Here is a 24383-nt window from a genome sequence, read left to right on the forward strand (position 1 = left end):
TCGTCGACCAACAGCGGCGGTGCTGCAGGCCGGTCAGGGCCTTACCCCGCAGTGAGAGCTGGCATACAGCTCGGACAGGTCCGCCTCATCCATGAGCCTGCGCCGATGGTGTCTGGTCTCCCATCTGTCCGGCCAAGACAGGGGTGCGTTCAGCTCAGCGCGCCAGCTACGTCGACGAGACCTTGGGCCTCCGTTGCCAAGCAGGCCTCGAGCAGTAAGCAGAGGCCACCAAGGAGCGCGATGCCGGTCGTGGCCCACACGAGATCTACTGTACGAATGGGCGGCTCAGCCTGCCGGCCAGCCAGTGAGCTTCGAACTCTGCGGGCATTTGCGGATGTACGGTGCATGTGGCGACTCTGCAGCTGGAGATCCTGTTTGTTAACGGTCTGGAGGTCGAGCCTTCATCCCGGCGCGCGTCATCGGCCGATGTTGCCTGTGCGACGTCGCACAAGTTCTGAAGGCCGGAAGGAAATTTCACCGGGCAATTTTCTACTATTAGTGAGCTTGGGTCCCTCCGCAGGCCGAACAGGCCCTCAAGAGGCCGACTTCGCCGGACAGGGATAGATATTCTACCGCAATCCGAGCCGCTGGCGTTTTCATTCAGGCTCGGTCGTGAGCAGGTATCACAGCGACGTCCGCTTTTCCGGTTTCCTGTCCAGAAACGGACGGGCCGCAATCGGCCAGACTCCGTCACGCCGGATCGCCATCGCACGCAGGACCGGACGTTCGGCTTTGCGCCCATCTCGGCCGTATAGCGGCCTCCGACGGCATCCCGAAAGCGGACGCTCCAACGGCATAAGCTTTGGGTCTGGCTCGCGCGACTACCGGACCTTCACCGACCAGAGCTCGGGCTCAAGGCGCTCATGGTCCGCGTCGTGCTGGCACGAGGTAGAGGGAGCCGACGACCAGCAACTGCATGCGTACCCGCCCGTAAGCTTCGGCGAATGCGGCATCCCTGTCCTGGGCGCTCACGCCGTCCCGGAAGGCGAGAACCATGGCGAGCAGCACGCTGTCGGTGCCGATCTGCAGGCTGCGTACGTCCACAATGCGTGCGATCCGGTCATCTGCAGCGACGAGATGCAACATATGCGCTAAGCTTCCAGGCGGCTTATATCCTCTGGTCAGCCATGCTGAGTGGCGCCTAAATTCTATCATCCGGCAACCGGTTTGCGCAGACATGCCGTTTTCACTGACACGTATCAGGAATACCATGACATGCCGCCGTCGTAGCGAAGCTTGACCGTTGCGCCGGCGCCGGCCCGAGTTCGCCCTTCCTGAGTGGCGATATCGGAGCGAGGGCTTGGCGCAAGATGGCCGAGCCCTCGCAGTGAGGTGGTCAGGTATTCTTCTTGTCGTACTTGAATTCGGGCGCGTTCTTGACCGTGTCCTTGTCGGCGTCGACCATGGCCTTGAGAGACCCGTCGGCGCGGTGGAGGAAGATCGTCGAAGGGTCGACCAGCACGTAACGCTCGCCCATACCGAGGAAGCCGCCGACGCTGACGACGACACCGGTCACCGTCTTGCCGTTCTCTATGACGAGGTCCTCTATCTCGCCGACCGTCTCGTTCTGCTTGTTGTAGAGGTTCTTGCCCACGAGCTTCGAGGAGGTCACCTCGGCCGGCTTGGCGGTGACGAACCGGATCTTGACGGCCGCAGTATCGGCCATCGTCATGCCTCCTGAACCGTTAGAGCTCCCGCTGGCACTGTTCGGGGCAGCCGGCATCGCAGTACCCGCCGCCGGAGCTTTCATCGGGGCTGTCTGCGCGTTCGACGGTTGCGCCTGCTTATCCTGGGCGAATGCGGGAGCCGCGAGCATCGCGCTGGCGGCGAGGGTACTGAGAACGATGTACTTCATGGTGCTGTCCTGACTTTCGTGTGGAGGGCACGGCACCGGCAGCGGGAAGGAGGGCCTTGTGCCAACCAGGTCCGTTTAATGGGAAGGAAACCCGGGCGGCATCCGCGACGGGGCGTCCCGTGTTCATGCTCGTCTCAGTAGCCGCAGCCGTAGTAAGGCCGACCCACGCCGTAGCCGAAGCGGTATCCGACCGAGGCGTAGGGGAAGCCGTACCCGTAGGAGGCCCCGTAGTAGGCAGGCCTGGCGGTCGCTGCGGCTAGGCCGAGGCCCAGGCCAGCTGCGAGACCGAGCCCGCGATAGCCGCGGCGGTAGCCGTAGTGGCCGTAGTGGCCGTAGTGGCGTCCGTAGCCGTAACGGGCCGGACGGAAGCCGACGCTGCGATAGCCACGGAAACCGCGGTAATGGTGCCGGAAGCCCGCAGCCCTGAAACCGCGGAAGCCGTGGTGGCCACCCCGGAAACCGTGGAGCCCGGCATGGTGACCGGCAAAGCCGTGCCCCCTGCCGAAGGGCCGTGCCTCGCTTGTTGGCGCGAATAGGACGAGGCTGGACACCGCCGCGAGGGCGACTGCAAGAGGTTTCATCATCTCGACTCCATGGTTGCCGTGAACGGACGGCGTGCGGCGCGAGGATCGACCGCGGAGCGGCCTCGACAGTTCGACAGGCCGACCGAGAGCCTGGAGTGCAGGCTCTTCGTGAGGGCGTGCCGTACGGGACGGGTCCGGATCGGCGGCGACCCGTTCACCCCCGTCACGGTCCTGGACCGGCAGAACTGCCCGGCTCACGTGGCAGCCCCCATCCCGTGCGATGAATGATCTGGGTCGCGAGGCGCGGTGCAGCAGTCGGAGAAGACCGCACCCCTGTCGGGGCAACCCTGACACCGCACAGGCGCGCCCTCGTGGCGGGCTTGGCGCGGCGATGGCCGTTTCACGAATGGTTAAGCAGGATCGCCAAAACCTCCGCAGAGCACCCGGGGCAATGCCCGGGGTCTCCGCAAGGGTGAGGGTCGATGACGGCGTCCGCATGCGGACCGCCGGTACGCACCCCGACGCGACCGTGCGGGCCTTCTCTGCAGCGGTCGAATCAGCAAGGAGCGGCATGAGGACAGCATTGGCCCGGACGGCACGGCTCGCCCGTGCATGGCGCGGTCGGCGGGAAAATCGCCCAGGCGCGCGGTTATCGGCGATATTCGAACGGCAGCCTTCCCCATCGGCCCGGGTACGCTGCATCGAGGACTGGGCGCGGTACGGTGGCGGTCTCAGCGCGCCCGACCTGACCGAACACCAAGTCTCGGGTGGCCTAGTTGGGATCGGCGCAGATGGGCGATGCTCCGGCCATGTCGTGCCGCCATCAGCCTGACGCCACGCCGTCAGGCGACTACGAGGAGGCGCCCTCCGGCTGCCGCAGGTGGCGTCGCTGGCCGAGCGAGCGTCCCAGACCCGCAAACGACAACGGCACATACCGGGCCGGCTGGGTGCTCGGCGTCGTTGCCTCGACGGCCGTAGGCCTGCTCGGCGTGTTGGGCGCCCTGATCACCCTCGCGTCCTGACCCGCCTAGGCCGCCGGACGAGGGTGCGGCGTAGCGGCGGCCAAGTCATCTTTAGCAATCATTCCAGCCGCGCAGACGGAGGCTGACCTTGACGTATTCGCAGATCCGAACCCGCCGGCTTCAGCAACTCGCGTTCGGTGGTCAGAGCCCGGGCGCGCCGCGCACGTCCGACCTCGTCTTGGGCATTATCGGGACAGCGATATTCGGCGCGTTCTGCCTACTGATGGCCGCCAACCCCGTCGCCAGCGTGCTGGAGGCAGCCGGCTGACCTCCGTCGACTTTGACGCCGCCCCTGCGGCACGTGGCTGCCGGAGGCGCCCTTCGTATCAGGTGGTGCCGCGGTTCACAGCCCTGCGGGTTTCTCGGCCGGGCGCGCGACGGGCGGCGACGAGGCTGGGGGAGCCGGATTGGCCGGCGTGGCGCTGGGAGCCGGTGGGCTGGCCCGTGACGCCTCCGCCTTCTCATCCTTGCAGGCGGTGAGCGCGAGCAGGCCGACCAGCGGCACAAGAGTAGGCAGACGCATGAGTATCCTTCGGGTGCTCGTATCCTCAGGGGAGACCGGCCGCATCTTGCCGCTGGAAACGAGAGGCGCCGGGGTTGGACAGGAGGTCAGGGACAGGGATGACGTGCGCCGTCGTTGCCCAGATAAGTGCCGCTTGTCGCATCGTAGGAGCGGAACCGACGTGCGCAGGCGGCGACCGCCTCGGCGTCCGCCCCACCTCGGGCGGCTTGCGCCTGCGAGTTGACGATGGCGCCGCCGATGAGCGCCCCGGCGGCCAAACCTCCGATGCCCGCGCCAACGGCCGCGCCGACACCAGGGCCCCTTCGGTAGCCGTAGCCGCGCCGGTAGCCGTAGTGCCGGCCATAGTGACGGTGGCGATGACCGAAGCGGCGGTACTGGGCGTAGCTCGTCGGAAGGGCGCCGGCGGCTAGCGCCTCGACCGAGTTTCCGAGCGGCCTGGCGGTGCCGGGCTGGACGAGGAGGAGTGCCGGGATCGTGACGGTGAGGACGAGCGAAAGCCTCATGTTGAAGGGGCTCCTTCCGGTGCTCGGGGATGGAATATGGGCGACCGGGAATAGGTCAGCGGCTGGATTCGGATCAGGGGGTCGACGAAGTGACTGGCGCTCATATTCGCCTCAGATTACCAAGGACTACTGGTTCATCTGCTGCAAAGTTAGCGCTTCGTAGGTTCGCACGGGAGCGTTCCTCAAAATTGCAGCTGTCAAGCAAAGCATTGCTATGACGGCCACCGCAAGCAACACTCTTGGAATGGTCATTACTGGACCATGTCTGCCAAGTGGGTTTCGTAGCCGCCCGCCCCACATGGGCGGGCGGCCGCCGCGTTTCCTCTCCCAGACATTTTAAGGGCTTAGGACTTGTCGTCCTCTTTCGGTTCGCGTTGCCGGGAACCGTTTGCCGTGCCCTCCTCGGCAAACTCGGGCATGTCATTCTTGGTATGCATCTGTTCGCTATGACAGTCATGCAAGCGGATATTGCTTAAAACTGGCGCCATCACTCTAGACGATGCGAACGGCGGCTAATGGCTGTACAAGCATGACGTGCGAAGCGAGGTCAGAAATTCGTAGGTCAGGCTGCCGAATACGAGCTCACGCATCTTCGAGTGCCCATAGGCTCCAGCCACTACGAGATCTGCCGCCTCATTGCGGGCGAGCTCAGTCACCGATTCGGCGGCATGTGTCGTCTCCGGCAACTCGACTCTTTCACACTGAACGTCATGGCTCTTCAGATACGACTCTATCGCCTCGGCGTTCGTCTCCGTTTCCGTTGATGCGACAGTCACGAGAAGAACACGTTTCGCTCTCTGCAGGAGCGGCAAGGCGTCCGCGACGGCACGCCGAGCCTCACGCGTATCCTTCCACGCAATGACAGCACACTTCAGAGGCAGGTCGTCGGTTTGCGATGGCGTGACGAGCACGGGGCGTCCCGCACGTAGGATGATTTCGGACGGACTTAGCGCTTCGATGATTTCAGTCGAGCTCCGATCATCAGGCCCTCGCGCGACCAACAGATCGCACCGTGCGCATTCCGAGATCACGCATTCGAGAGGATCCCTGTCGTACAGGCGCAGTTGAGCTTTGTTATAGCCGTTGGTCATTTCACGGAAGACCGCTTCTTGTTTGTTGAGTTCTTCGCGTGCATTGGCGGCGGCCAACCCGATAATATGATGATCCAAGTACGATCCTTTCCCGTAGATCGAGATTGGCAGGGGATCCTGCGCCGCCACACCGATCAGGTTCGCATCGAAACGTTTCGCAAGATTGCAGGCCAGCCGCACCCTCCCGGGTGTGCTGCCGCTACCATCGAGGCTGACCATGACGTTGGAAAGCATCATGACGGCTCACCGTGAAGAATACAACCTGCCATATCCAACCATCATTTAGGTTTCCGCTTGCCGTATGTCGGTGGATAGTTGCTGAAATTTGGTCTTGTCCCTTCGTGTAATTATTGGATCGGAAGCGTCAGCTCGCCTGGTACTGAATGCAGGCTGACATCGTACGTTATTGTATCCACGCATCGAGTCCGTGCGAACCCGGCGTTTTGTCAGGGCAACCCCTACACGCACACGCGCAAAGTTCAGCTTGAGTTGCCAGCAGCCATCGACCTGATCGCGCTTCCAAGGCCCGGTAGTCGTCATGGCGGTCTGGAAGCCGGCTGGCCTCGGTTTCCGTCCTCGGGCTCAGGGCACGATCTGGAAGGGTTTGCTGGTCAGCTTGACCGTGTCTCCGCCGCGCAGGGTGAACACCACGCGGGTGCTGCTGTCGCGCTCCGGCACCTGCACCGTGGTGTCTAGCGTGCCCTGGTCGGAGCTGCGGGTGTCCTGCAGGACCCGGAAGGCTTTGTTGGGTGCGCCAACTCCGATCTTGAATGGCCGGCCCTTTGGCAGCCCCGTCGCCATCAAGGTCACCGTTGAGCCGACCGGCCCTCGATCCGGCGCTATGGTCAGGCTTGGTGCGCTCCCGCCGTCAATCAGGCCGATCCGCTGGCCCAGTCGCTCCACGCGGCTCTTAAGGTCAGGGTTCTTATCGAGCAGGTCCTGGGCGGAGGACCCAACCTGCCCGGCGACACGGCCCAGGGCATCGTTGGCCTCGCGAGCGAAGTGGTTGAGGCGTTCCCCCAAGCGCTGGCTCTGACTAGCCGCCGGTTGCAGGCTCAACGTGGCGCCGACCTGCAGGTCGGCGGAGCCGTCGATGGACGGATTGGCGGCCAGGAGCGCGCCCTCCGACACGTCGCAACGGCTGGCGATCAGGCTGAGCGTATCGTCTGGCCGGACCTGCACCTTTCCGTCCCGGCAGTCCGCCTCTTGCGCGAACACGTGGCCGCCAGTCAGCAAGCGCGTTCCGGCGAGGAGGGCCAGGACGGTCGTGCGCCATATCCGATGACTCACCGCGACCTCCTCGGCGCTCTCCATGCATCGTGCAACGCGTCGGGTGAAGAGCCGTTGCGGCCGCATCAGGGTCGACGGACGGAACACCCATGCCGACCTGCCGGAGCGATCCGAACAACGAAGGCGCGTCCTGTGGTTTCTGCCTGGTCGCTTCTCCTGCCGTTCACCGGCCTGCTGCTCTGCGCGGCTTGTGCCCGCGTCCTTCAACCGACTTGCAAATCATTGGCGGGCTTAGATACTCGCAACCGGCATACCCCCTGATCATGGGAGATGCACGCTGCCTGGAGAGGAGCCACCGAAGCCGTTTGACGAGAACCCTGGCGCAGAGCGTGGCATGTGACGATGCTCGCTCGGGGTTCAGGGACCGTAGCGCGCTCCCCGGCTAATTCTCTCCTGTCAGAGGCTCGGATGCAGGCCGCAGACCGGGCTCACGCTCTCCAGCAGCGGCGGCGTGCAGGAGCATCGTCTCGGCCTGCCAGCTACCCACCAACTGCACGTTGATCGGCAGACCCTCACGGCTCGTCCCGAACCGCGTCGACAAGCCCGGCAGGCCTATCGCGTAGAGGGGCAGGGTCGCGCCCTGGAGGTAGGTCAGGTCGACCGTCTCGCCGTTGAAGACGAGTTCCTGGATGCCGTGCTTTTGCGCCGGGACAGGCAGCACCGTGGTCAGGAGGACGTGATAATCCCGGAAATAGGCGGCATAGCCGTCCCGGAGCCGCTCCGCCGCCTGTTCGGCCGCGACGTGGTCCTCCTCAGCTGTGTCTGGCAGCGACAGCAGGGTTCTGGATATCTTGTGGATCTCGTGCTCGCGACGGCCTGCGGTCGCCTCCCGGAACGCCGGCTTCATCTCCATGACGGTGAGCTTGCCGAACACGTCGACGGCGACGTCGCGCTCCAGCGCCGGGATGCGAAGCTGCTCCACGTGGCGGCCCTCGCCCCTAAGGGCTTCGGCCGCCGCCTGCACGGTCGCCGCAACCTCGGTGTCGATGGACTCGAAGCCCCGCCTGTGTACCAGCATAGCATCTCTTGATACAGCGGAGTAGCGCGTCGTTGGCACTCCCTTTCACATAAGGGAGCGTGCTGATCATCTCGCGGACCTGCAAAGGACTATTCTTTGACTCTGGCGCTGGGATTCGGCCTTCACAGACAAGCTTGTGAAGACCTACCTCTTTAACCGTTCTCAATCCTTTGCGTTTGGCTCGCGCACTTCATCCAGACCTAAGTCTGTCCGCAGGAGGCAGGCCCCAGAGAAGGTTTATCGCCCGGTTGTCGGGTTTGTCGAACCGATAGAAGCTGTGCGTTTAGAAACATTTCCAATGCTGGGCAGACGCTTTAGGATAGACCTAACGTGTTCGCGAACAATTTCATTTGAAGGCACTGAGCATGTGCTTTTTGGATGCCCTGTGGCGAGCCTGTCTTTGCACATACGTAGTCTCACTAAGCACATGATTTGATCAACAAACCATCGCATCCTCATGACCACGTGTGGAGCTAGTGTTTTCCACCATTCTGTCAGGAATATCCCTCGTCGCTGGCCAATTTGTCAGGATTTCACCGACAAGCGAGCCGCAGCGTTCTGGACCCGTTATCTGCCATGCGCGTGGTGCGGGTCTCATGGCGTCGGTTGGGGAACGCCCTGATGGGCTCACTGGTCGGCCACCCGATCAGCAGCGGCTTTCCGGCCGAGCTATCTGCGGGGAAGCTGTCCGCTTCGGTCGACCAGTGCTCCTGAAGCGGACCAGCCGCTTTCGGCCAGACTACGTCACGCCGGAGCGCCATCGCACGCAGGACCGGTCCTTCGGCTTTGCGCCCATCGCTGCCGCTTAACGTGAACTCGACACTCCCGGAAGCGGACACGAACAACTGCGTTTCCAACTTCCCTTCCGCGTGCCTCCTATTCGGTGAAATCGGCACGGCTCAGCGCATAGTGCTGCCTTGTCTCGGTCAGGGTACGGCGGGAGAGATCGAGCATGCGCATGACCTCGATGATAGTCCCTGATTCTACAAGGCTTCGCGTATCAGGTTTCGCTCGTAGAACTTGAGATCACCGGAGCCCTATTCCTCGCCGAGATGGAGTGCTTCAAGGATCCGGTTGAACTCGACCCGATGTGCACCCTGCGCTTGGCCCTCGACCCGGACGGGCTGATGAATGCCGGCACGCGCATTCCTGCAGAAGTCCGCAACTTCCCGATGCGTTCGCTTCACACGATTCGTCCGTAGAGACGCGCATGATCGGCTGGATTGCCCGCTGAAACTCGCGTGCGGGCAGATGATCCTTAGGCGGCTCAGCGGGTCTGGCGGCCTGCTTTGGCCAGGAACGCCTCGACGCCACGCCTGTACTCCCCGTTCTCTGCGAAGCCGTACACCTCCATCCTCTCGGCGCGCGTCACGGGGGCGGCATCCTGCATCAGCCGCTGGATCTGACGCTTGTGCGACCGGGCTGCCAATATGTCGCTCGCGCAGATGTTCTCGACCATCTCGGCGATGGCGCCCTCGAAATCCTCTGCCTCGACATCTGGCCGCCGGCATAGGCGAATGGGAAGAGGCTTAGGTCGAGGGCGCCCTTGCGGAGTGCGGCAAACTGGGAATTCGTCTTCATCAGGGACGAGTTCGGATGGACGGTTCCCGCGAGCGCGCCCTCGGAGCGTTGCCGCAACACCGCGGCGAACTTCCGGCAGAGCCTGTCGCGGAGGCCAAGGCGCAGTTCGCCGTCATCTTCGGCGAGCGCTCCACCCAGGCTATGGCGGCCTGATGTTCAACACGCCGCCCCTACGCGGAATTTCTGACAGTCCCCATAGCGTCGGGCAAGGTACATTCAGCAATTAGGAAGCGGCCACAGAACTCCACCTCTTCCGCGCCATGTTCCGCCGACTACGGCTTCGACGGTGCGTTTCCTGACCCCATGCCCGCGCTTCCGGTCGCGGGCAGCGCCCGTACTTTGTCGAGCAGCGTGGTGGCGGCATCCACACAATCCTTCAGCGTCTCGCGCGAGCCGCATCTGACATGGATCTTTGCATCGCCGATCTGTATTCGGAACGAAGAACCGCTCCTCGCGTGGTGGTCCGCATAGCCGCGTCGGTAATCCCAGTCTCCATCCTCGTCTGGATGATAGCGTGCGTCATCCTTTCTGCTGTCGCTGCGGGCATATGACCTGTCCCTGTCATCATCGCGCGACGAGCTTTGAGCCAGCACCGGGAGGGGCAGGGTAAGAAGGCAAGCAGCAGTGACAAGAGCCTTGCTCATTTGAGCTCTCCAAGAAGTGGGCCTCGGGACCTCGTGTGCGTTACGAAAAAGGTGGTTTCGTTTCTGAACAGGTTACAACCGACCGGCCGGCCGGGTACACTCGACGCCACAATGCCAATCATACCTTTGAGGTTGGATGTACACGGCATGTCCTATTTTGAGCCGCTCCCGACCAAATCGCGGCGCAGCGCAGCTTAACGGCACCGCCGACGATACCGCTGGCAATTGCCTCTGCCCTCCTCGCCAAGCTCCTCTTTGTGAATGCAAGCTTGGCGCAACTCACGGCACATCTCGCGATACCCGCCTCCACGTCGCTCTTCGTAGTACCCACGCCTGGGACGGCCATCATCGAAGCCTACGCCGCCAGGGCCAACATAGATGCCTTGCGCATAGACCGTGCCCGGCACAGCAAAGAGAGCGGCTGAGGCAGCCGCGCCGAGGATGCACTTACGCATGGGTTTCCTCCGTGCTGCTCATTTTTGTCGTGTATCGTAGATCCGCTAACGCCCCGCAGAGTCGAACGGTTCAGTTGGCTTCGGAGGGAGACGTTAAGCTGATGGCTGCTGAGCACACGGTCTGCCGCTCCGCTTAAAGCTCCTGTTATCAGAACAGAATGATACCATAAAACAGGATTGGCCGAACTGCGGTTCAGATCGGTTCAATAGGACGATCAGATGCGAATGGGACGGCCAAGTTCTAGCTGTACCGTTTCAACGCTTAAACCTAGTGGAACGCTGCGGTCCGGGGCCGCCACGAGCCACGGGCGGCTAATCCGCCTGTCCCGAGCGAAAACCAAACTGTGGCGCGCTGCTGCCGGAACAGCTATCCGGTGAACACCGCTTGTAGGGGCAACGTAGACTGACTTAAGGCGAGATTGAGCTGTTAGCGGTCGGGAGAGCTAAGTCCGCGAAGCCACAAGCCCAGCTCCGCCGCAAGCGTCGGGACCAATCTCTATGAATTAAAGCATGACGATCCCGACAGTGCAACCGAACCAAATCAAAAATTGGCGCGAGACTAGGATATAACGAGGCACGTCGCCAAACGTTGGCAGTATTCTCTAGTCTGATCGCGTCCCTGCATGCGCACCGCTACTCTCACCGGCAGGTATGTTCACCCGAGCGGGCGGCCGGCATCCTTGATCTTCGCCAATCTCAGTATCGCACGCTCCCCGAGTTCCTGGAGACGTGCTAGCCGGTCTTCGTCGGCGCTTGTCTCGGCTCCGTGCAGGTAGGCCTCGGCCAGCGCCTCAGCCAAGGACTCGGCCGACTGAAATTGCGGGGGCGCCACCCTGATTTGCAGGGGCGAAGCTAAGGCTCCGAGCGCATCGGTTTCGCGAGCGAGCTCGGCGACCACCTCGGCCGGTGCATCCAACCCGCCTTGACGCAACTGTGCGCCCAGCGCCGCTTCGAGTTCGGCAGCATTGGTCTTTGTGGCAAACGCCGTCTCGCGCTCTCGCATGGTTTGAAAGGCCCGGCGCCGCTCCCGTCGGAAGGTTGCAACGTGCTCGAGCTCCTCGCGCGCCATCGATTCAGCGGCCCGGCGCACAGCCTCGTTGCGCGTCTGAGCGGCGACATAGGTCCAGAAGGCGAAGGCGCGCTCCTCGTTGCGGACAGCGATCGATAGCACGCGATAGGGCGTGAGGAGCTGTGATCCGGTAAGTTCTGAGGCGTCGTCGCGCTCGAAGGTTGGCGGAGGCGACCAGCGCAGCCGCTCCGGCTCGGGGTTCCGGCTGGCAGTCGCTTGCGACCAGTGCGCGACGTTCGCTGCGTGCCCGCGTTCCTCACCGGCGATCCGCTCGAAGGTTTCGGCGAGACCGGGACGATCCTGCCGCCGCATCAACTCTGCGAATTCTGCATAGCTGCGCGCCGCCTCGGCTTCCATCGTGTGGGCCAGCGCGAAGAAATCCTTGAGGTTCTCGATCGTGCCGGCAGGCTCCGTCTTGAGGACTGGCATCGGCGGTTCGACTCCATTTTCCAACGATTCTGGATCGAAATCGAGCCGCGGTCGAGCTGACAAGCCTAGGTTGTAATGCGGGATTTGATCTCGCTCAAAGACGGACGGGGGCTGAGGTGGTCTTCCGGACCTGCAGCCCGCGCGGTCATCCGACAAGGCTACGTTTTCCAGGAGGAGCCGTTTCCATGTCGCGACGGGGTTGGTCTCTGCGAAAGTTCGGATCCAAGCAGAGACGGCGATAATGCCTATAGATGCTTCCAGGGGGCCGTTCCGCCGCCTGCTGGGTATCTCCGCGGCGCTTGTCGTGGCCGCCTTGCTGTCTCTGTTCAGCGCGGCGAGTGCGGCCAACGCCGCCGGTCCCGTGCCGCTTGCGGACTACCTCGCCAAGACTCAGCCGAGCGAATTCTTCGCCGAGGCGGACCGCTTCGGCTCCCCTCAGGGCGATCCGCCCATTGTACCCGTCTATGCCGGCAGCACGCTCAAGGGCTACGTCTACCTCAACACCGACTTCACCAACGCGACGGGCTATTCCGGCAAGCCCATTCATATGCTCGTCGCCATCGATCCGCAGGGCGTGCTCAGGGGCCTGAAGCTGGTCGCCCACAAGGAGCCGATCGTTCTGATCGGCATCCCCGAGAAGCGCATCGTGACGGCAGTCAACGCGCTGATCGGCAAGGATATGCGTCCGGTTGCCAGCGGCATGGAGCCCCTGCCTCAGGTCGACATCGTGAGCGGCGCGACGGTGACGGTGCTCGTCATCGGCGACAGCGTCGTGCGCTCGGCCGTCAAGTTGATCAAGAGTGGTCGCCTCGGCGGGGCGGCGGGCGCTGCCGTGGCGGCGACGGTCGCCAAGACCGTCAATGTGGACAAGAGCGAAGTCAAGGACTGGCAAACCCTGCTCGGCGACGGCTCGATCCGACGCCTGCGCCTGTCGGTCGCCGAGATCAACGAAGCCTTCGCCAAGTCCGGGAATGCAGGGGCGGCTGCGCATCCGGAGCCCGGCGCCCCCGACGACACGTTCATCGATCTCTACGTCGCCCTGGTGTCGGTCCCGACGATCGGCCGCACCCTGCTCGGCGACGCGGGGTACGCCCGCCTGCGCTCGCAGCTCAAGCCGGGGCAGCAGGCCATAATCGTGGCCGGCGAGGGAACGTACTCGTTCAAGGGCGCGGCCTATGTCCGCGGCGGCATCTTCGATCGCATCGAGCTTCTGCAGGACGGCAGCGGCGTCCGCTTCCGCGACCGCAACCACACGCGCTTGGGCGACCTCGGCGGCGGCGCGCCCGACATGCCGGAGATCGGCCTGTTCACCATCCCGCCCGACTTTGCCTTCGACCCGACCGAGCCATGGCAATTGCGGCTCCTTGTGCAGCGGGCCGTGGGTGCGCGCGAAAAGGCCTTTCTCACCTTCGACCTCGGCTACACGCTGCCGGAGAGCTACATCCGGCGGGAGCAGCGGGCCATCACCGTTGCCGATCAGCCCGCTTCCGCCAAAGCGCCCGCCGTCGACGCACGACAGGGTGCTGCGCCGAGCCCGGCGGCAGCGGAGGCGAATGCCGCGGCGGCGGACGAGCCGCTCTGGATGCGCATCTGGCGCTTAAGGAGCGTCTCAATCGCCGTCACGGCGGCGGCGCTTGTCGCGCTCACCGGCATCTTCTTCTTCCAGGATGCGCTGGTGAAGCGCCCGCGCATCTACGTCTGGGTGCGCCGCGCCTTCCTGCTGTTCACGCTGGTGTGGTTGGGCTGGTACGCCAATGCCCAGCTCTCGGTGGTGAACGTCCTCACCTTCACCAACGCGCTGGTGACGGGCTTCCATTGGGATTTCTTCCTGGCGGCGCCGCTGATCTTCATCCTGTGGGCAGCCGTCGCGGCGGGCCTGCTGTTCTGGGGGCGAGGACCCTTCTGCGGCTGGCTCTGCCCGTTCGGCGCGCTGCAGGAGCTCACCAACAACCTGGCCCAATGGCTGAAGGTGCCGCAGCTCAAGATTCCGTGGGGGCTGCACGAGCGCCTCTGGCCCATCAAGTATGTCATCTTCCTCGGCCTGTTCGGGATGTCGCTCTACTCGGTCGCCATGGCTGAGACGCTCGCCGAGGTGGAGCCGTTCAAGACAGCGATCATCCTGAAATTCCTGCGCGATTGGCCGTTCACGCTCTACGCGGTAGCGCTCCTGGCGGCGGGGCTCTTCGTCGAGCGCTTCTTCTGCCGCTACCTGTGCCCGCTCGGCGCCGCACTCGCCATCCCGGGGCGGATCCGGACATTCGAATGGCTCAAGCGCTGGCGGGAATGCGGCTCGCCCTGCCAACGCTGCGCCAAGGAATGCCCGGTCGAGGCGATCCATCCCGAGGGGCACATCAACGTCAACGAGTGCATCTACTGCATGCACTGCCAGGAACTGTACCACGACGATCGCCGGTGCCCGCACATGATCCAGGTGCGGCTGAAGCGCGAGAAATTCGAAGCGCTCAGCTCGCCTCCGCCGCGGCGCGGTAGCGGTGCGAAGCCCGTCATGACCGTGAACGGCAAGCCTGTCGCCGAACCGGCCCAACCTGTCGCCAACCCGACCTGACGTAGGAGAACGTCGCATGTCCGACACGTCCGATCATGCAAAGCTGAGCCGCAGGCAGCTGCTCGGCACCACGGCTGCCGTGGCGGCGGCCGGCACTGCGGGAACTCTCGGTGGGGCTGCCGCCACGCGCGGGCTCGTCGCGTCGGCCGAGGCGCAGACCCGGCCCGCCGCGCGTCCGGCCGTCGCGGGCGGGCCGAACAAGACCGAGGTGAAGCCCGGCGAGTTGGACGAATATTACGTCTTCTTTTCCAGCGGCCAGAGCGGCGAGCTGCGCATCATCGGCCTGCCTTCGATGCGCGAACTGATACGCGTGCCGGTGTTCAACCGCGACAGCGCCACCGGCTGGGGGTTGACGGACCAGAGCCGCAAGGTGCTGACCGAAGGTCTGCTGCCCGAGACCAAGGAGTTCCTGAAGACCCGCGGCGGCGTCTACCACAACGGGGACCTGCACCATCCGCACCTCTCCTTCACCGACGGCACTTATGACGGGCGCTATTGCTTCGTGAACGACAAGGCCAACACCCGTGTGGCCCGTATCCGCCTCGACGTCATGCGCTGCGACAAGATCATAGAGCTGCCCAACCAGCACACCGTGCACGGTCTGCGTGTACAGAAGTATCCACGCACCGGCTATGTCTTCTGCAACGGCGAGGACCGTGTGCCGGTCCCGAACGATGGCAAGGTGCTGGACAACAACAAGCAATATCACGCCATCTTCACGGCGGTGGACGGCAACACGATGCAGGTCGCCTGGCAGGTGATGGTGGACGGAAACCTCGACAACGTCGATGCCGACTATCAGGGTAAGTATGCCTTCGCGACCTGCTACAACTCGGAGGAAGGCGTCACGCTGGCGGAGATGACCGCCAAGGAGCAGGATTGGGCCGTCATCTTCAATCTCAAGCGCATCGATGAAGCGGTGCGCAAGGGCGAGGCCAAGATGGTCGGCGGCGTCCCGATGGTGGACGGTCGCAAGGGCTCACCCTTCACCCGTTACGTGCCGGTCTCGAACAGCCCGCATGGCATGAATACGGCGCCGGATGGCATCCACGTCGTCGCCAACGGCAAGCTGTCGCCGACCGTGACGGTGATGGATGTCCGCCTCTTCGACGATCTGTTCGACGACAAGATCAAGCCGCGCGACGTCGTCGTCGCCGAGCCGGAACTGGGTCTCGGCCCGCTGCACACGGCCTATGACGGCAGTGGCAACGCCTATACGACACTGTTCATCGACAGCCAGGTGGTGAAGTGGAACATCGAGAAGGCCAAGCAGGCCTATAAGGGCGCCAAAGTCGATCCGATTATCCAGAAGCTCGACGTCCAGTATCAGCCGGGCCACAACCACACCTCCATGGGCCAGACCAAGGAAGCTGATGGCAAGTGGCTGATTTCGCTGAACAAGTTTTCCAAGGACCGCTTTCTCAACGTCGGCCCGCTGAAGCCCGAGAACGACCAGTTGATCGACATCTCGGGAGACAAGATGGTGGTCGTGCACGACGGCCCGAGCTTCGCCGAGCCGCATGACGCCACCATCGTACACCGCTCCAAGATCAATCCGGTCTCGATCTGGGACCGAGCCGACGCCTTCTTCGCCGATCAGGTGCAGCAGGCCCAGGCGGACGGGATCAAGCTGGAGGAGGACAACAAGGTCGTCCGCGACGGCAACAAGGTGCGCGTCTACATGACGTCGACGGCGCCGGCCTTCGGCCTCGACTCCTTCGCGGTCAAACAGGGCGACGAGGTGACGGTCCACGTCACCAATATCGACGCGGTCGAGGACCTGACGCACGGCTTCTCCATCGTGAACTACGGCATTCAGATGGAAGTCGCGCCGCAGGCGACCGCCTCGGTCACTTTCACAGCGGATCGACCCGGCGTTTACTGGTATTACTGCTCCTGGTTCTGCCATGCGATGCACATGGAGATGAAAGGACGGATGTTCGTGGAGCCCAAGAACGTCTGACGTCATGAGCCAGGTGCTGCACAAGGGCCGGTGGATGCTGGCGGCGGTGGTTGCCGCCGGCACGACTCTGCCGGCTCGGGCGGAGCGGCGGGCGGTTTCGCCTGCGGCCGGCTCGCCGCAGCAGGCTGTCGATGCGGCTCACGAGGGCGACACGCTCGTCTTGAAGAGCGGCCGTTACGCGGGCCCGATCGTGATCGGAAAACGGCTGGCCATCGAGGGCGAGCCCGGCGCAGTGGTGGAAGGCGACGGCAGCGGGAGCGTCATTACCGTGACGTCGCCCGGTGTCGGCCTCAGCGGGCTGGAGGTTCGCGGCTCCGGGACAGACCTGGAGCGGATGGATTCCGGGATCTTTCTCGCCAAGGAGGCGAAGGGGACGCGTGTGGAGCGCAACCGCATCGTCGGCAATCTCTTCGGCGTCTACGTGCACGGCGCCGAGGATGCCCTCGTGCGCCACAACACGATTATCGGCATTCAGGCCGGACGGATCGCCGAGGCGGGCAACGGGGTGTCGGTCTGGAACGCGCCCGGGGCGCAGGTCGTCGACAACGAGATCAGCTTCGGCCGCGACGGCATCTTCACCATCAGCAGCAAGCGCAACGTGTTCTCCCGCAACAATTTTCACGATCTGCGGTTCGCCGTGCACTATATGTACACCAATGACAGCCAGATCACCGACAATGTCTCGACCGGCAATGCAGTCGGCTATGCGATCATGTTCTCAAACCGACTGACGGTACGAGACAACGTCTCCGACCACGATCGCGACGACGGCTTCCTCTTCAACTATGCCAACGGATCCGAGGTAACCGGCAACATGGTGCTGGGTGGGCCGCAGCCGGCCGAGCGTTGGACGAGCCGCGGCCAGCGCTCCGCGCCCGAGCATGGTCTTCCGGCGGCGGAGCCCGCCGCCGAAGCGGTTGGCGGCACGCGGATCGGCCCGGAGAAATGCGTCTTCATCTACAACGCCAACCAGAACCGGTTCCGCGACAACTGGTTCGAGGGCTGCGAGATCGGCATTCACTTCACGGCGGGCTCGGAAGGTAACCAGGTGTCGGGCAACGCCTTCGTGGCCAATCGCAACCAGGTGAAATATGTCGGGACGCGCTATCTCGACTGGTCAGCCGGGGGGCGTGGCAATTACTGGAGCGACAATCCGGGTTTCGACCTCGACGGAGACGGGCTCGCCGACACGGCGTACCGGCCGAACGACATCGTCGACAAGGTGCTCTGGACGGCGCCCGCCGCCAAGGTTCTGGTCAATTCCCCGGCGGTCCAGGTGATCCGCTGGGCGCAATCACAGTTTCCGGCACTGCTGCCAGGCGGTGTCGTCGACACCAAGCCTTTGATCTCGGCGCCCGCGAAACCGACTCGATTGGGACCGGCGCGATGACCGCAGCGGTTGAAATGATGGGCGTGACGAAGCGCTACGGCGCCGCCGAGGCGGTGCGCGACGTGAGCTTCGCGCTGCCCCCGGGAGCGGTGGCGCTCGTCGGCCATAACGGCGCCGGCAAGACGACTCTTATGAAGCTCATGCTGGGCCTGATCCGCGCCAGCGCCGGAAGCGTCAAGGTGCTCGGCGAGAACCCCGCCGCCGGACAGTTCGCGGCGCGACGGCGGCTTGGCTATCTGCCCGAGAACGTGTCGTTCAACGCGGCACTGACCGGGCGCGAGACCTTGGCCTTCTATGCGCGGCTGAAGCGTGAGCGGGTGGCGGCCAGTTTGGCCCTCCTCGACCGGGTCGGGCTCGGTGAGGCGGCCCAGCGCCGCGTCGGCACCTATTCCAAGGGCATGCGGCAGCGCCTGGGTCTAGCCCAGGCCCTGATCGGCGAGCCCGAGGTGCTGCTCCTTGACGAGCCGACGACCGGCCTCGACCCGGCCCTTCGGCTTGCCTTCTACGACATCGTGCGCGAGTTCGCCGGCCGCGGCGCGACGGTGCTGCTCTCCTCTCACGCGCTGAGCGAGCTGGAAGACCGCGCCGACCGGGTCATCATCATGGATCGCGGCTGCGTGGTGGCGAGCGGCTCGCTTGACGAACTGCGCCGCCTGGCGCGCTTGCCCGTGCGCATCCGAATCCGGCCGCGAGTGGCAGCGGACCCGGTGCTGCCGGAGGGCCTGCCGGCCCCGCGCCGCCTCGCCTCCGGAATGCTGGAGTTCGAGGTGCCGGCCGAGCGTAAGATCGTGGTTCTGCAGGCGCTGCTTTGCGGCGGGTCTCCGCCCGAGGACATCGACGTGCTCGCGCCGACGCTCGACGATCTCTACGCCCATTTCCTGCGCAATCGGGAGCCTGCGGCATGAGGGCGATGCTGATCATGGCGCGCAAGGAGGTGCAGGAAGCCCTGCGCAACCGCTGGGTGCTCGCGACCACACTCCTGATGGTCGGGCTGTCCCTAGCGCTGACGTTTCTCGGCAGCGCTCCCACCGGCAGCGTCGGCGTGCGCGCACTCGACGTGGTGGTCGTCAGCCTGTCCAGCCTGACCATCTTCCTGCTGCCGCTGATCGCGCTCTTGCTCGCGCATGACGCGATCGTTGGCGAGATGGAACGCGGCACGATGCTGCTGCTGCTCAGCTATCCGGTCGGACGCGCCCAGGTGGTGCTCGGCAAGTTCTTAGGCCACCTCTCGATCCTGGCTTTCGCCACGCTGCTCGGCTACGGCGCCGCCGCGGTGGCCCTGCTGCTCACCGGCGCCGAGATCCAGGCCGCAAGCTGGTTCGCCTTCGCCGCTCTGATCGGCTCGTCGATCGCGCTCGGTGCCGTCTTCGTGGCGCTAGGCTATCTCGTCAGCGCCCTATCGGGCAGCCGCGGCACGGCAGCCGGGATCGCCATTGGGATCTGGCTCACGCTCGTCCTCATCTACGACATGGCGCTGCTCGGGCTCCTGGTGGTCGATCAGGGCCGGGTGATTTCGGCGGGTCTCCTCAACGTTTTGCTGTTGCTCAACCCGACCGACATCTACCGACTCGTGAACTTGGCGGGGCTCGGAACTGTCAGCTCGTTCTCCGGAATGGCTGGCCTGACGGCGAGCGCCGCCCTGAGCCCATCGGTTCTCATTCTGGGCCTGTGCCTGTGGACAGCGCTTCCGCTCTCTGCGGCGGCGCTGTCCTTCTCCCGGAGGGAATTATGAGGCGGCTTGGCCTGATCTATGCGGCTGCGGCCGCGCTCCTGACCGTCGGATGCCATCCGCAGAACCGGACCGAGGCACCGAAGCCTTTCGCTCTGACGGCCGACGCGATGGGCCATTATTGCGGCATGAACGTGCTGGAGCATCCCGGTCCCAAAGGACAGATCTTGCTGAAGAGCCGGATCGAGCCGGTCTGGTTCTCCTCGGCGCGCGACGCCCTGGCCTTCACGATGCTGCCGGATGAGCCGAAGGACATCCTGGCCATCTACGTGTCGGATATGGGTAAGGCCGCGTCATGGGCGAAGCCGAGCGCCGACGATTGGGTCGAGGCGCGCTCCGCCTGGTTTGTCGTCGGCAGCTCGGCGCGGGGCGGCATGGGAGTTGAGGAAATCGTGCCCTTCTCCGACAGGCAGGGGGCGCACAGTTTCGCCGCCGAGAAGGGGGGGCGGGTGCTGAACTTTGCCGAGGTGCCGCCGTCGGACGTCCTCGCCGCCGGCGGCGCCCCTCCCGGCGCTGCCGCTGACCGTACCGGCGCTCTCGGCGAGGCTGCGCACGACGCTCAATGAGGCATGCCATGACCCGCGTGACCCGCCGCCGCTTCCTGAGCATCAGCGCCGCTTCCGCCGGTCTGGCAGTGCTGCCGCTGGGCGCCGCGCCGAAGGCCGAGGCGGCGCTCGCGACTTGGCAGGGCCAAGCGCTGGGTGCGATCTGCAAACTGCAGATCCATCACGAGGACCGAACTGCGGCGGAAAGGCTGATCGGGCGCGTGGTCCAGGAGGTGCGCCGGCTGGAAGCCATGTTCAGCCTCTACGACGAGACTTCGATGCTGGTTGCATTGAACCGCTCCGGCTTCGTCGAGGCGCCACCACCCGAATTCGTCGAGTTGCTGCGGGCGGCCGAGAGCGTGTCGCAGGCGACCGGAGGCGCCTTCGACGTAACGGTTCAGCCGCTCTGGGTGCTCTATCGCGCGCATTTTTCGAAGCCGGACGCCGACCCCGCCGGCCCGGCGGAAGCTGCCCGCCGGGAGGTCCTGCAGAGGATTGGCCACGACAAGCTGCTGTTTGGCCCGGGCCGGGTGGCCTTGCGTCGTGGCACGGCGATCACTTTCAACGGCATCGCGCAGGGCTTCGTGACCGATAAGGTCGTCGACCTGTTGCGCAGCGCGGGCGTGGACAGGAGCCTTGTCGACATGGGCGAGACGCGCGTGCTTGGCACTCGTCCCGACGGAGATCCGTGGCAGGCCGGGATCGAGGATCCGCAGCGTCCCGGCCAGACGGCCGCGGTGCTCCCGCTCACCGACCGCGCTCTGGCGACATCAGGGTCCTATGGTTTCCGCTTCGATCCAGACGGCCGCTTCAATCACCTGTTTGATCCGGCCACCGGCGGCTGCGCGGCGCGGTATCAGAGCGTGAGCGTGCTCGCACGTACCGCAACCGCAGCTGACGCATTGTCGACGGCGTTCAGCTTCATGCGCCCCGAGGCGATGCCTGCCGTCGCCCGTTCGCACGGGGCGGAACTCGTTCACCTGATCGACAGGCACGGCAAGGCGACGCAGGTCGCGGTCTGAGGCTGGATGCCGGAGGGCCGCCGAGTCGGGCGGCCCCGGTTCGCGCTGCTCTCCGCCTTTCAGCGGCATCCAGCAGTATTTCGAACTCCGAAGTGCCCGCGGCAGAAGCCTTGAGCCTGCATCGCGCCGACGATCGATGGATCGGGTCCAAGGACGATCTGCGGATCACGATCGGGGTAATGTAGGGCGGACAGGATGAACTGCAGGACGTTCAACCGTGCTCGGCGCTTGTCCTCCGATCTCATGACCGTCGAAGGCACGTCCGCAGCTCGCGGGGACGAGACTGACCCCGCCCGCTCGGCAAGGGGATCCGGCAACTGCTCGCATCGTCGGCAAGGTCATGCGCGACGCGGCGTGCCGTCGCGCTCGAACCGCGCCACGGCGTGGAGGCCGGCCCAGAGCTCGACCACATCCTCCTCGCCGATCAGCTCAAGGGCCTGGAGGCGCGCCTCGGCTTCGGAGCCGGCCGGCAGGGGGACCATGTCGACGATGCGGCCACCCCGAGCCACCAGGAAGGCCCTGTAGGTTTCGGCCGCGACGGGCGGATGGACAGCGCCCGGGACGTGAATGGGCGTGACGTCGCACATGGTGGGAGACCCCTCGCGGCAGCGGAGCGGAACCGGATCGGCCACCCGGCCCCGGCGGCGAGCCATGCCCGGGAGCCGGAAACCCGTTCCAGCATCCCACTGGGGCGTGACCTGAGCCTTGATCCAAGTCATGGAATTGCCCCGCGCCGTCCGTCCGTCGTGGCCGGCGCGGCAGCCGTCCTACGGGAGGGCGCCGATGAGGCGCTTGGCGTCGGTGAGGATGTTCTCGCAGGTGCGCTGGTTGCCCTCTTGGTCCTCCTCCAGCGCCTCGCGGATCAGCAGGCGGGCGGCCGCGATGTTCTCGCGGGTAGGCTTCAGCTGCGGGTCGCTGGGCGGCTCGGCTAAGGGACGGGGCAGGGCCCTGACCGAGCCGGTGGTGAGGGTGTGGCCGGGTTCCAGGCCGGCCACGCGCACGGCGCCAACGCTGTCGAGGCGACGCTGCAGGGCGCCAACCTGCAGCGCGCACGGCGTGGCCAGCGCGGGCAGGGCGGAGCAGCCGAGCAGGGCGGCGGCGAGGAGGGCAAGTGAGGTACGCATATCTTTGTTTTCCTTGACAGTCGGGCAGGTAGTGACCGTACCGGACACCGTCTTGTGCGACGCAGCGAAGTGCCAAGCTTTGCGCTGGATCAAGGATACGGAAACGCGCCTCGGCGCTTACGCAACCCGTCCGGGAGGGTGGTCCATCTGAACTGGGTGTGACCTATACGCGCGTGGTTTTCGGAGGGCTGACGCAGAATGGCAGGTCCATCGAACCCGGCGCAGGAGGTCGTAAGGTTCGAGGAGGCATTCGGCGGTGGGGCGCGTGCGATCCTGGGCGTCGCCGGGCTTGTCCCGCTCCTTGCACCTTGGGAATTCCTCGTGCGCCCTGGCATCACCGCCTTCGATACCGTGACACTTCTGCCGTGGCTCGTGTCGGCCGGGGCGCTCGCGGCCGGCCTTCCCCTTCTCGGCGTCGCCCTGCTGGGCTTTCTTCGAACGGTTACGATCATCCCCGGGGATGGCCTTCTCTCCGAGCGGGAGCGGGGCCCGTTCCGGCTGACATGGACGCGCTCGCAAGCGCTGGAGTGGGTGGCCGGGATCGGGGTCGACCCGGAGGCTTGGAGCGGAGAGCCGGTCGCCTCGTGGGTGGTCGCCCGATTCAAGAACCGTACGCGGCCCTGGCGGCCTACGCGACGCGCGGCCCGCGAAGTTGCCCTGGCCGTGGCCCGAGACGTCGCATCGCGCTCGCGCCTGCCCCTGTCGACTTGAGCCGGGAGATGCGTCGTTACCGGTCGTCCGATGTGGCCGGCCCCCTTGTTGTCCTGGCCAGGCTCGGTCGATCCACGGATTAATCGACGTCAGGGCAGGCTTGGCGTTCCTTCCGCATAGGCAGGAGGGTCACCGGTCCGCCTCACCCGTAAGGGGCCGACCACTCCCTCATCGTCGCGGCCACATCAGGACACCTGCGCATGCACCTTCGGCTGGCCCGGACGTTCACCGCTCGGCTCCGGTCGAACAGGGCAGGAGCGGCCACGATTATACGGGCTTCTTCAGGAAGACCGTGTCCCTCCTGCATGACAAGCGTCGCTATTGCGTCTTCGCCGATCTCGCGCGCATCGCCCCAAAGCGGCCGCTCACAGCGCACGCGCTGAGCGCGCGATCGCACACATCTTTCCGCCCGTAAATTTGCCAATAGCATCTCTGGACACCCACCCGGGTATCTATGTTATATTTGATAGATCAATATTGCTGAGTTCAGAGTCTACTTTGATGCAAATCAATGCGATACACCATCATGCGGGCATAGACTGAGCACAAGCGAATATAGAATGCATCATTACATGATACCGCCTGATTACCGATCTAGTTATTTGTCTCGACTGCCGATCTGGAAGGCTTCTTGCGTGCTCCATGTTGCCACTGCAATGTTGTTACAGTGGATCCAGCCCACTCTCGCCCAAACTCCGCGAGAAGCTTATCAGCAAGGATGCGGCGGATGCCATTCAAGTGAAAGGCATCTCCGTCGAGTGCCCTTGGCGACAATTGACGAGCGGCGCGCGTGGATTGAGAATTTTATGACGAATCATCCTAATGAACGCGACAGATTGAAGCCGCTCATCGTGGATTACATTGTTTCGGTAACCTCATCGAAATAAATATATGTCCTGACTCTCGCCTACAAAAATCTATCCGCGCCGCGCGCCAGTTCTTCGAGGATGAGGGTGTCTGCGCGCGTGGGAGGTCGGCGGTGTCAATCGTTCGATCCTTCACCGTTGCCCCGTGTGTTGCCCGATGACCCACTCGCTTGGCGGATGCACTCGCCGTCGCCCGGGGCACACGGTGTATGGAACTGATGACGCCCGTCGCTGTCCTCATCCAGTGGCACGATGACTGGTGCGGCAAACTCATCCAGCTATAATGGCGGATCAGCGGTGCGCCAACTCGAATAGTCGATCGGGAATGACTTCCGGCTGATGAGCGATACACCAATGGAAGTCCCAGCCACAGATTTAATCCATCCGGAAGGATGCACGTGCAGGTCTGACATGGCAATTGTAGGTGTGCCAACGCCGCCATGCAGGAAGCGTGAAACGGGGT

Annotated in this window: 25 protein-coding genes; 11 read left to right on the plus strand and 14 right to left on the minus strand. The window is 64.4% G+C overall.

Annotation, left to right across the window (positions count from 1 at the left end):
• Nucleotides 1–861: 861 nt before the first annotated feature.
• From ACYCO6_RS08165 to ACYCO6_RS08175, 3 genes are all read right to left on the minus strand, one after another.
• Nucleotides 862–1044, minus strand: a complete 183-nt coding sequence (locus ACYCO6_RS08165; protein ID WP_459770945.1) for a hypothetical protein — start codon at nucleotides 1042–1044, stop codon at nucleotides 862–864.
• A gap of 292 nt (nucleotides 1045–1336) precedes the next feature.
• Complete coding sequence (locus tag ACYCO6_RS08170) at nucleotides 1337–1666, minus strand: PRC-barrel domain-containing protein (RefSeq protein ID WP_459767750.1); 330 nt, start codon at nucleotides 1664–1666, stop codon at nucleotides 1337–1339.
• A 323-nt stretch (nucleotides 1667–1989) separates the two neighbouring features.
• Nucleotides 1990–2439 (minus strand): hypothetical protein, encoded by a 450-nt coding sequence (locus ACYCO6_RS08175; RefSeq protein WP_459770947.1) that lies wholly within the window; start codon nucleotides 2437–2439, stop codon nucleotides 1990–1992.
• Between the two features lie 731 nt (nucleotides 2440–3170).
• On the opposite strand from ACYCO6_RS08175, the gene ACYCO6_RS08180 reads away from it, so the two are divergent.
• Both ACYCO6_RS08180 and ACYCO6_RS08185 read left to right on the plus strand, forming a co-directional pair.
• Nucleotides 3171–3401 (plus strand): hypothetical protein, encoded by a 231-nt coding sequence (locus ACYCO6_RS08180; RefSeq protein WP_459770949.1) that lies wholly within the window; start codon nucleotides 3171–3173, stop codon nucleotides 3399–3401.
• Between the two features lie 88 nt (nucleotides 3402–3489).
• Entirely contained in the window at nucleotides 3490–3669 is a 180-nt protein-coding gene (locus ACYCO6_RS08185) for a hypothetical protein (protein ID WP_459770950.1), read from the plus strand.
• A 75-nt stretch (nucleotides 3670–3744) separates the two neighbouring features.
• Here ACYCO6_RS08185 and ACYCO6_RS08190 read toward each other — a convergent pair whose 3' ends face one another.
• The 7 genes from ACYCO6_RS08190 to ACYCO6_RS08220 form a co-directional block, all read right to left on the minus strand.
• Nucleotides 3745–3924 (minus strand): hypothetical protein, encoded by a 180-nt coding sequence (locus ACYCO6_RS08190; protein WP_459770952.1) that lies wholly within the window; start codon nucleotides 3922–3924, stop codon nucleotides 3745–3747.
• A gap of 86 nt (nucleotides 3925–4010) precedes the next feature.
• Nucleotides 4011–4427 (minus strand): BA14K family protein, encoded by a 417-nt coding sequence (locus ACYCO6_RS08195; protein ID WP_459770953.1) that lies wholly within the window; start codon nucleotides 4425–4427, stop codon nucleotides 4011–4013.
• 512 nt (nucleotides 4428–4939) lie between these two features.
• Nucleotides 4940–5755, minus strand: a complete 816-nt coding sequence (locus tag ACYCO6_RS08200) for a hypothetical protein (protein ID WP_459770954.1) — start codon at nucleotides 5753–5755, stop codon at nucleotides 4940–4942.
• Between the two features lie 345 nt (nucleotides 5756–6100).
• The gene (locus tag ACYCO6_RS08205; RefSeq protein WP_459770955.1) at nucleotides 6101–6832 is read right to left on the minus strand and encodes a LysM peptidoglycan-binding domain-containing protein; all 732 of its coding nucleotides are present in this window, start codon (nucleotides 6830–6832) and stop codon (nucleotides 6101–6103) included.
• 358 nt (nucleotides 6833–7190) lie between these two features.
• On the minus strand, nucleotides 7191–7826 hold the full coding sequence (locus ACYCO6_RS08210; RefSeq protein WP_459770956.1) for an amidase family protein: 636 nt from the start codon (nucleotides 7824–7826) through the stop codon (nucleotides 7191–7193).
• Nucleotides 7827–9093: 1267 nt separating this feature from the next.
• Nucleotides 9094–9285, minus strand: coding sequence for a hypothetical protein (locus tag ACYCO6_RS08215; protein ID WP_459773905.1), 192 nt, complete (start codon nucleotides 9283–9285; stop codon nucleotides 9094–9096).
• Nucleotides 9216–9467: a hypothetical protein gene (locus tag ACYCO6_RS08220; protein WP_459770957.1), complete on the minus strand. Its 252-nt coding sequence runs from the start codon at nucleotides 9465–9467 to the stop codon at nucleotides 9216–9218. Before ACYCO6_RS08220 ends, ACYCO6_RS08215 begins: the two co-directional genes overlap by 70 nt.
• On the opposite strand from ACYCO6_RS08220, the gene ACYCO6_RS08225 reads away from it, so the two are divergent.
• Complete coding sequence (locus ACYCO6_RS08225) at nucleotides 9423–9560, plus strand: hypothetical protein (RefSeq protein WP_459773906.1); 138 nt, start codon at nucleotides 9423–9425, stop codon at nucleotides 9558–9560. The genes ACYCO6_RS08220 and ACYCO6_RS08225 overlap by 45 nt on opposite strands.
• Before the next feature lie 119 nt (nucleotides 9561–9679).
• Here the strand turns inward: ACYCO6_RS08225 and ACYCO6_RS08230 are convergent, their stop codons facing one another.
• Both ACYCO6_RS08230 and ACYCO6_RS08235 read right to left on the minus strand, forming a co-directional pair.
• The gene (locus tag ACYCO6_RS08230; protein ID WP_459770958.1) at nucleotides 9680–10051 is read right to left on the minus strand and encodes a hypothetical protein; all 372 of its coding nucleotides are present in this window, start codon (nucleotides 10049–10051) and stop codon (nucleotides 9680–9682) included.
• Nucleotides 10052–11161: 1110 nt separating this feature from the next.
• Nucleotides 11162–12067, minus strand: a complete 906-nt coding sequence (locus ACYCO6_RS08235; protein WP_459770961.1) for a ferritin-like domain-containing protein — start codon at nucleotides 12065–12067, stop codon at nucleotides 11162–11164.
• 178 nt (nucleotides 12068–12245) lie between these two features.
• Here ACYCO6_RS08235 and ACYCO6_RS08240 point away from each other — a divergent pair, with 178 nt between their 5' ends.
• From ACYCO6_RS08240 to ACYCO6_RS08270, 7 genes are read left to right on the plus strand one after another with little or no spacing between them, the layout of a single operon-like run.
• Complete coding sequence (locus ACYCO6_RS08240; RefSeq protein ID WP_459770963.1) at nucleotides 12246–14570, plus strand: 4Fe-4S binding protein; 2325 nt, start codon at nucleotides 12246–12248, stop codon at nucleotides 14568–14570.
• A gap of 16 nt (nucleotides 14571–14586) precedes the next feature.
• Nucleotides 14587–16533: a TAT-dependent nitrous-oxide reductase gene (nosZ, locus tag ACYCO6_RS08245; protein ID WP_459770965.1), complete on the plus strand. Its 1947-nt coding sequence runs from the start codon at nucleotides 14587–14589 to the stop codon at nucleotides 16531–16533.
• A 34-nt stretch (nucleotides 16534–16567) separates the two neighbouring features.
• Nucleotides 16568–17923, plus strand: a complete 1356-nt coding sequence (locus ACYCO6_RS08250; RefSeq protein ID WP_459770968.1) for a nitrous oxide reductase family maturation protein NosD — start codon at nucleotides 16568–16570, stop codon at nucleotides 17921–17923.
• Nucleotides 17920–18828 (plus strand): ABC transporter ATP-binding protein, encoded by a 909-nt coding sequence (locus tag ACYCO6_RS08255; RefSeq protein ID WP_459770970.1) that lies wholly within the window; start codon nucleotides 17920–17922, stop codon nucleotides 18826–18828. The genes ACYCO6_RS08250 and ACYCO6_RS08255 overlap by 4 nt, the downstream gene beginning before the upstream one ends.
• Nucleotides 18825–19655: an ABC transporter permease subunit gene (locus tag ACYCO6_RS08260; RefSeq protein WP_459770972.1), complete on the plus strand. Its 831-nt coding sequence runs from the start codon at nucleotides 18825–18827 to the stop codon at nucleotides 19653–19655. The genes ACYCO6_RS08255 and ACYCO6_RS08260 overlap by 4 nt, the downstream gene beginning before the upstream one ends.
• Nucleotides 19652–20218, plus strand: a complete 567-nt coding sequence (locus ACYCO6_RS08265) for a nitrous oxide reductase accessory protein NosL (protein ID WP_459770974.1) — start codon at nucleotides 19652–19654, stop codon at nucleotides 20216–20218. The genes ACYCO6_RS08260 and ACYCO6_RS08265 overlap by 4 nt, the downstream gene beginning before the upstream one ends.
• A gap of 8 nt (nucleotides 20219–20226) precedes the next feature.
• Nucleotides 20227–21219, plus strand: coding sequence for an FAD:protein FMN transferase (locus tag ACYCO6_RS08270; protein WP_459770975.1), 993 nt, complete (start codon nucleotides 20227–20229; stop codon nucleotides 21217–21219).
• 338 nt (nucleotides 21220–21557) lie between these two features.
• On the opposite strand, the gene ACYCO6_RS08275 is transcribed toward ACYCO6_RS08270, so the two are convergent.
• Both ACYCO6_RS08275 and ACYCO6_RS08280 read right to left on the minus strand, forming a co-directional pair.
• Nucleotides 21558–21938, minus strand: coding sequence for a hypothetical protein (locus tag ACYCO6_RS08275; RefSeq protein WP_459770977.1), 381 nt, complete (start codon nucleotides 21936–21938; stop codon nucleotides 21558–21560).
• A 48-nt stretch (nucleotides 21939–21986) separates the two neighbouring features.
• Nucleotides 21987–22343, minus strand: coding sequence for a hypothetical protein (locus tag ACYCO6_RS08280; protein WP_459770979.1), 357 nt, complete (start codon nucleotides 22341–22343; stop codon nucleotides 21987–21989).
• A 198-nt stretch (nucleotides 22344–22541) separates the two neighbouring features.
• On the opposite strand from ACYCO6_RS08280, the gene ACYCO6_RS08285 reads away from it, so the two are divergent.
• The gene (locus ACYCO6_RS08285; RefSeq protein ID WP_459770981.1) at nucleotides 22542–23054 is read left to right on the plus strand and encodes a hypothetical protein; all 513 of its coding nucleotides are present in this window, start codon (nucleotides 22542–22544) and stop codon (nucleotides 23052–23054) included.
• Nucleotides 23055–24383 lie beyond the last annotated feature (1329 nt).

Source organism: Methylobacterium sp. CM6257 (assembly GCF_054611515.1).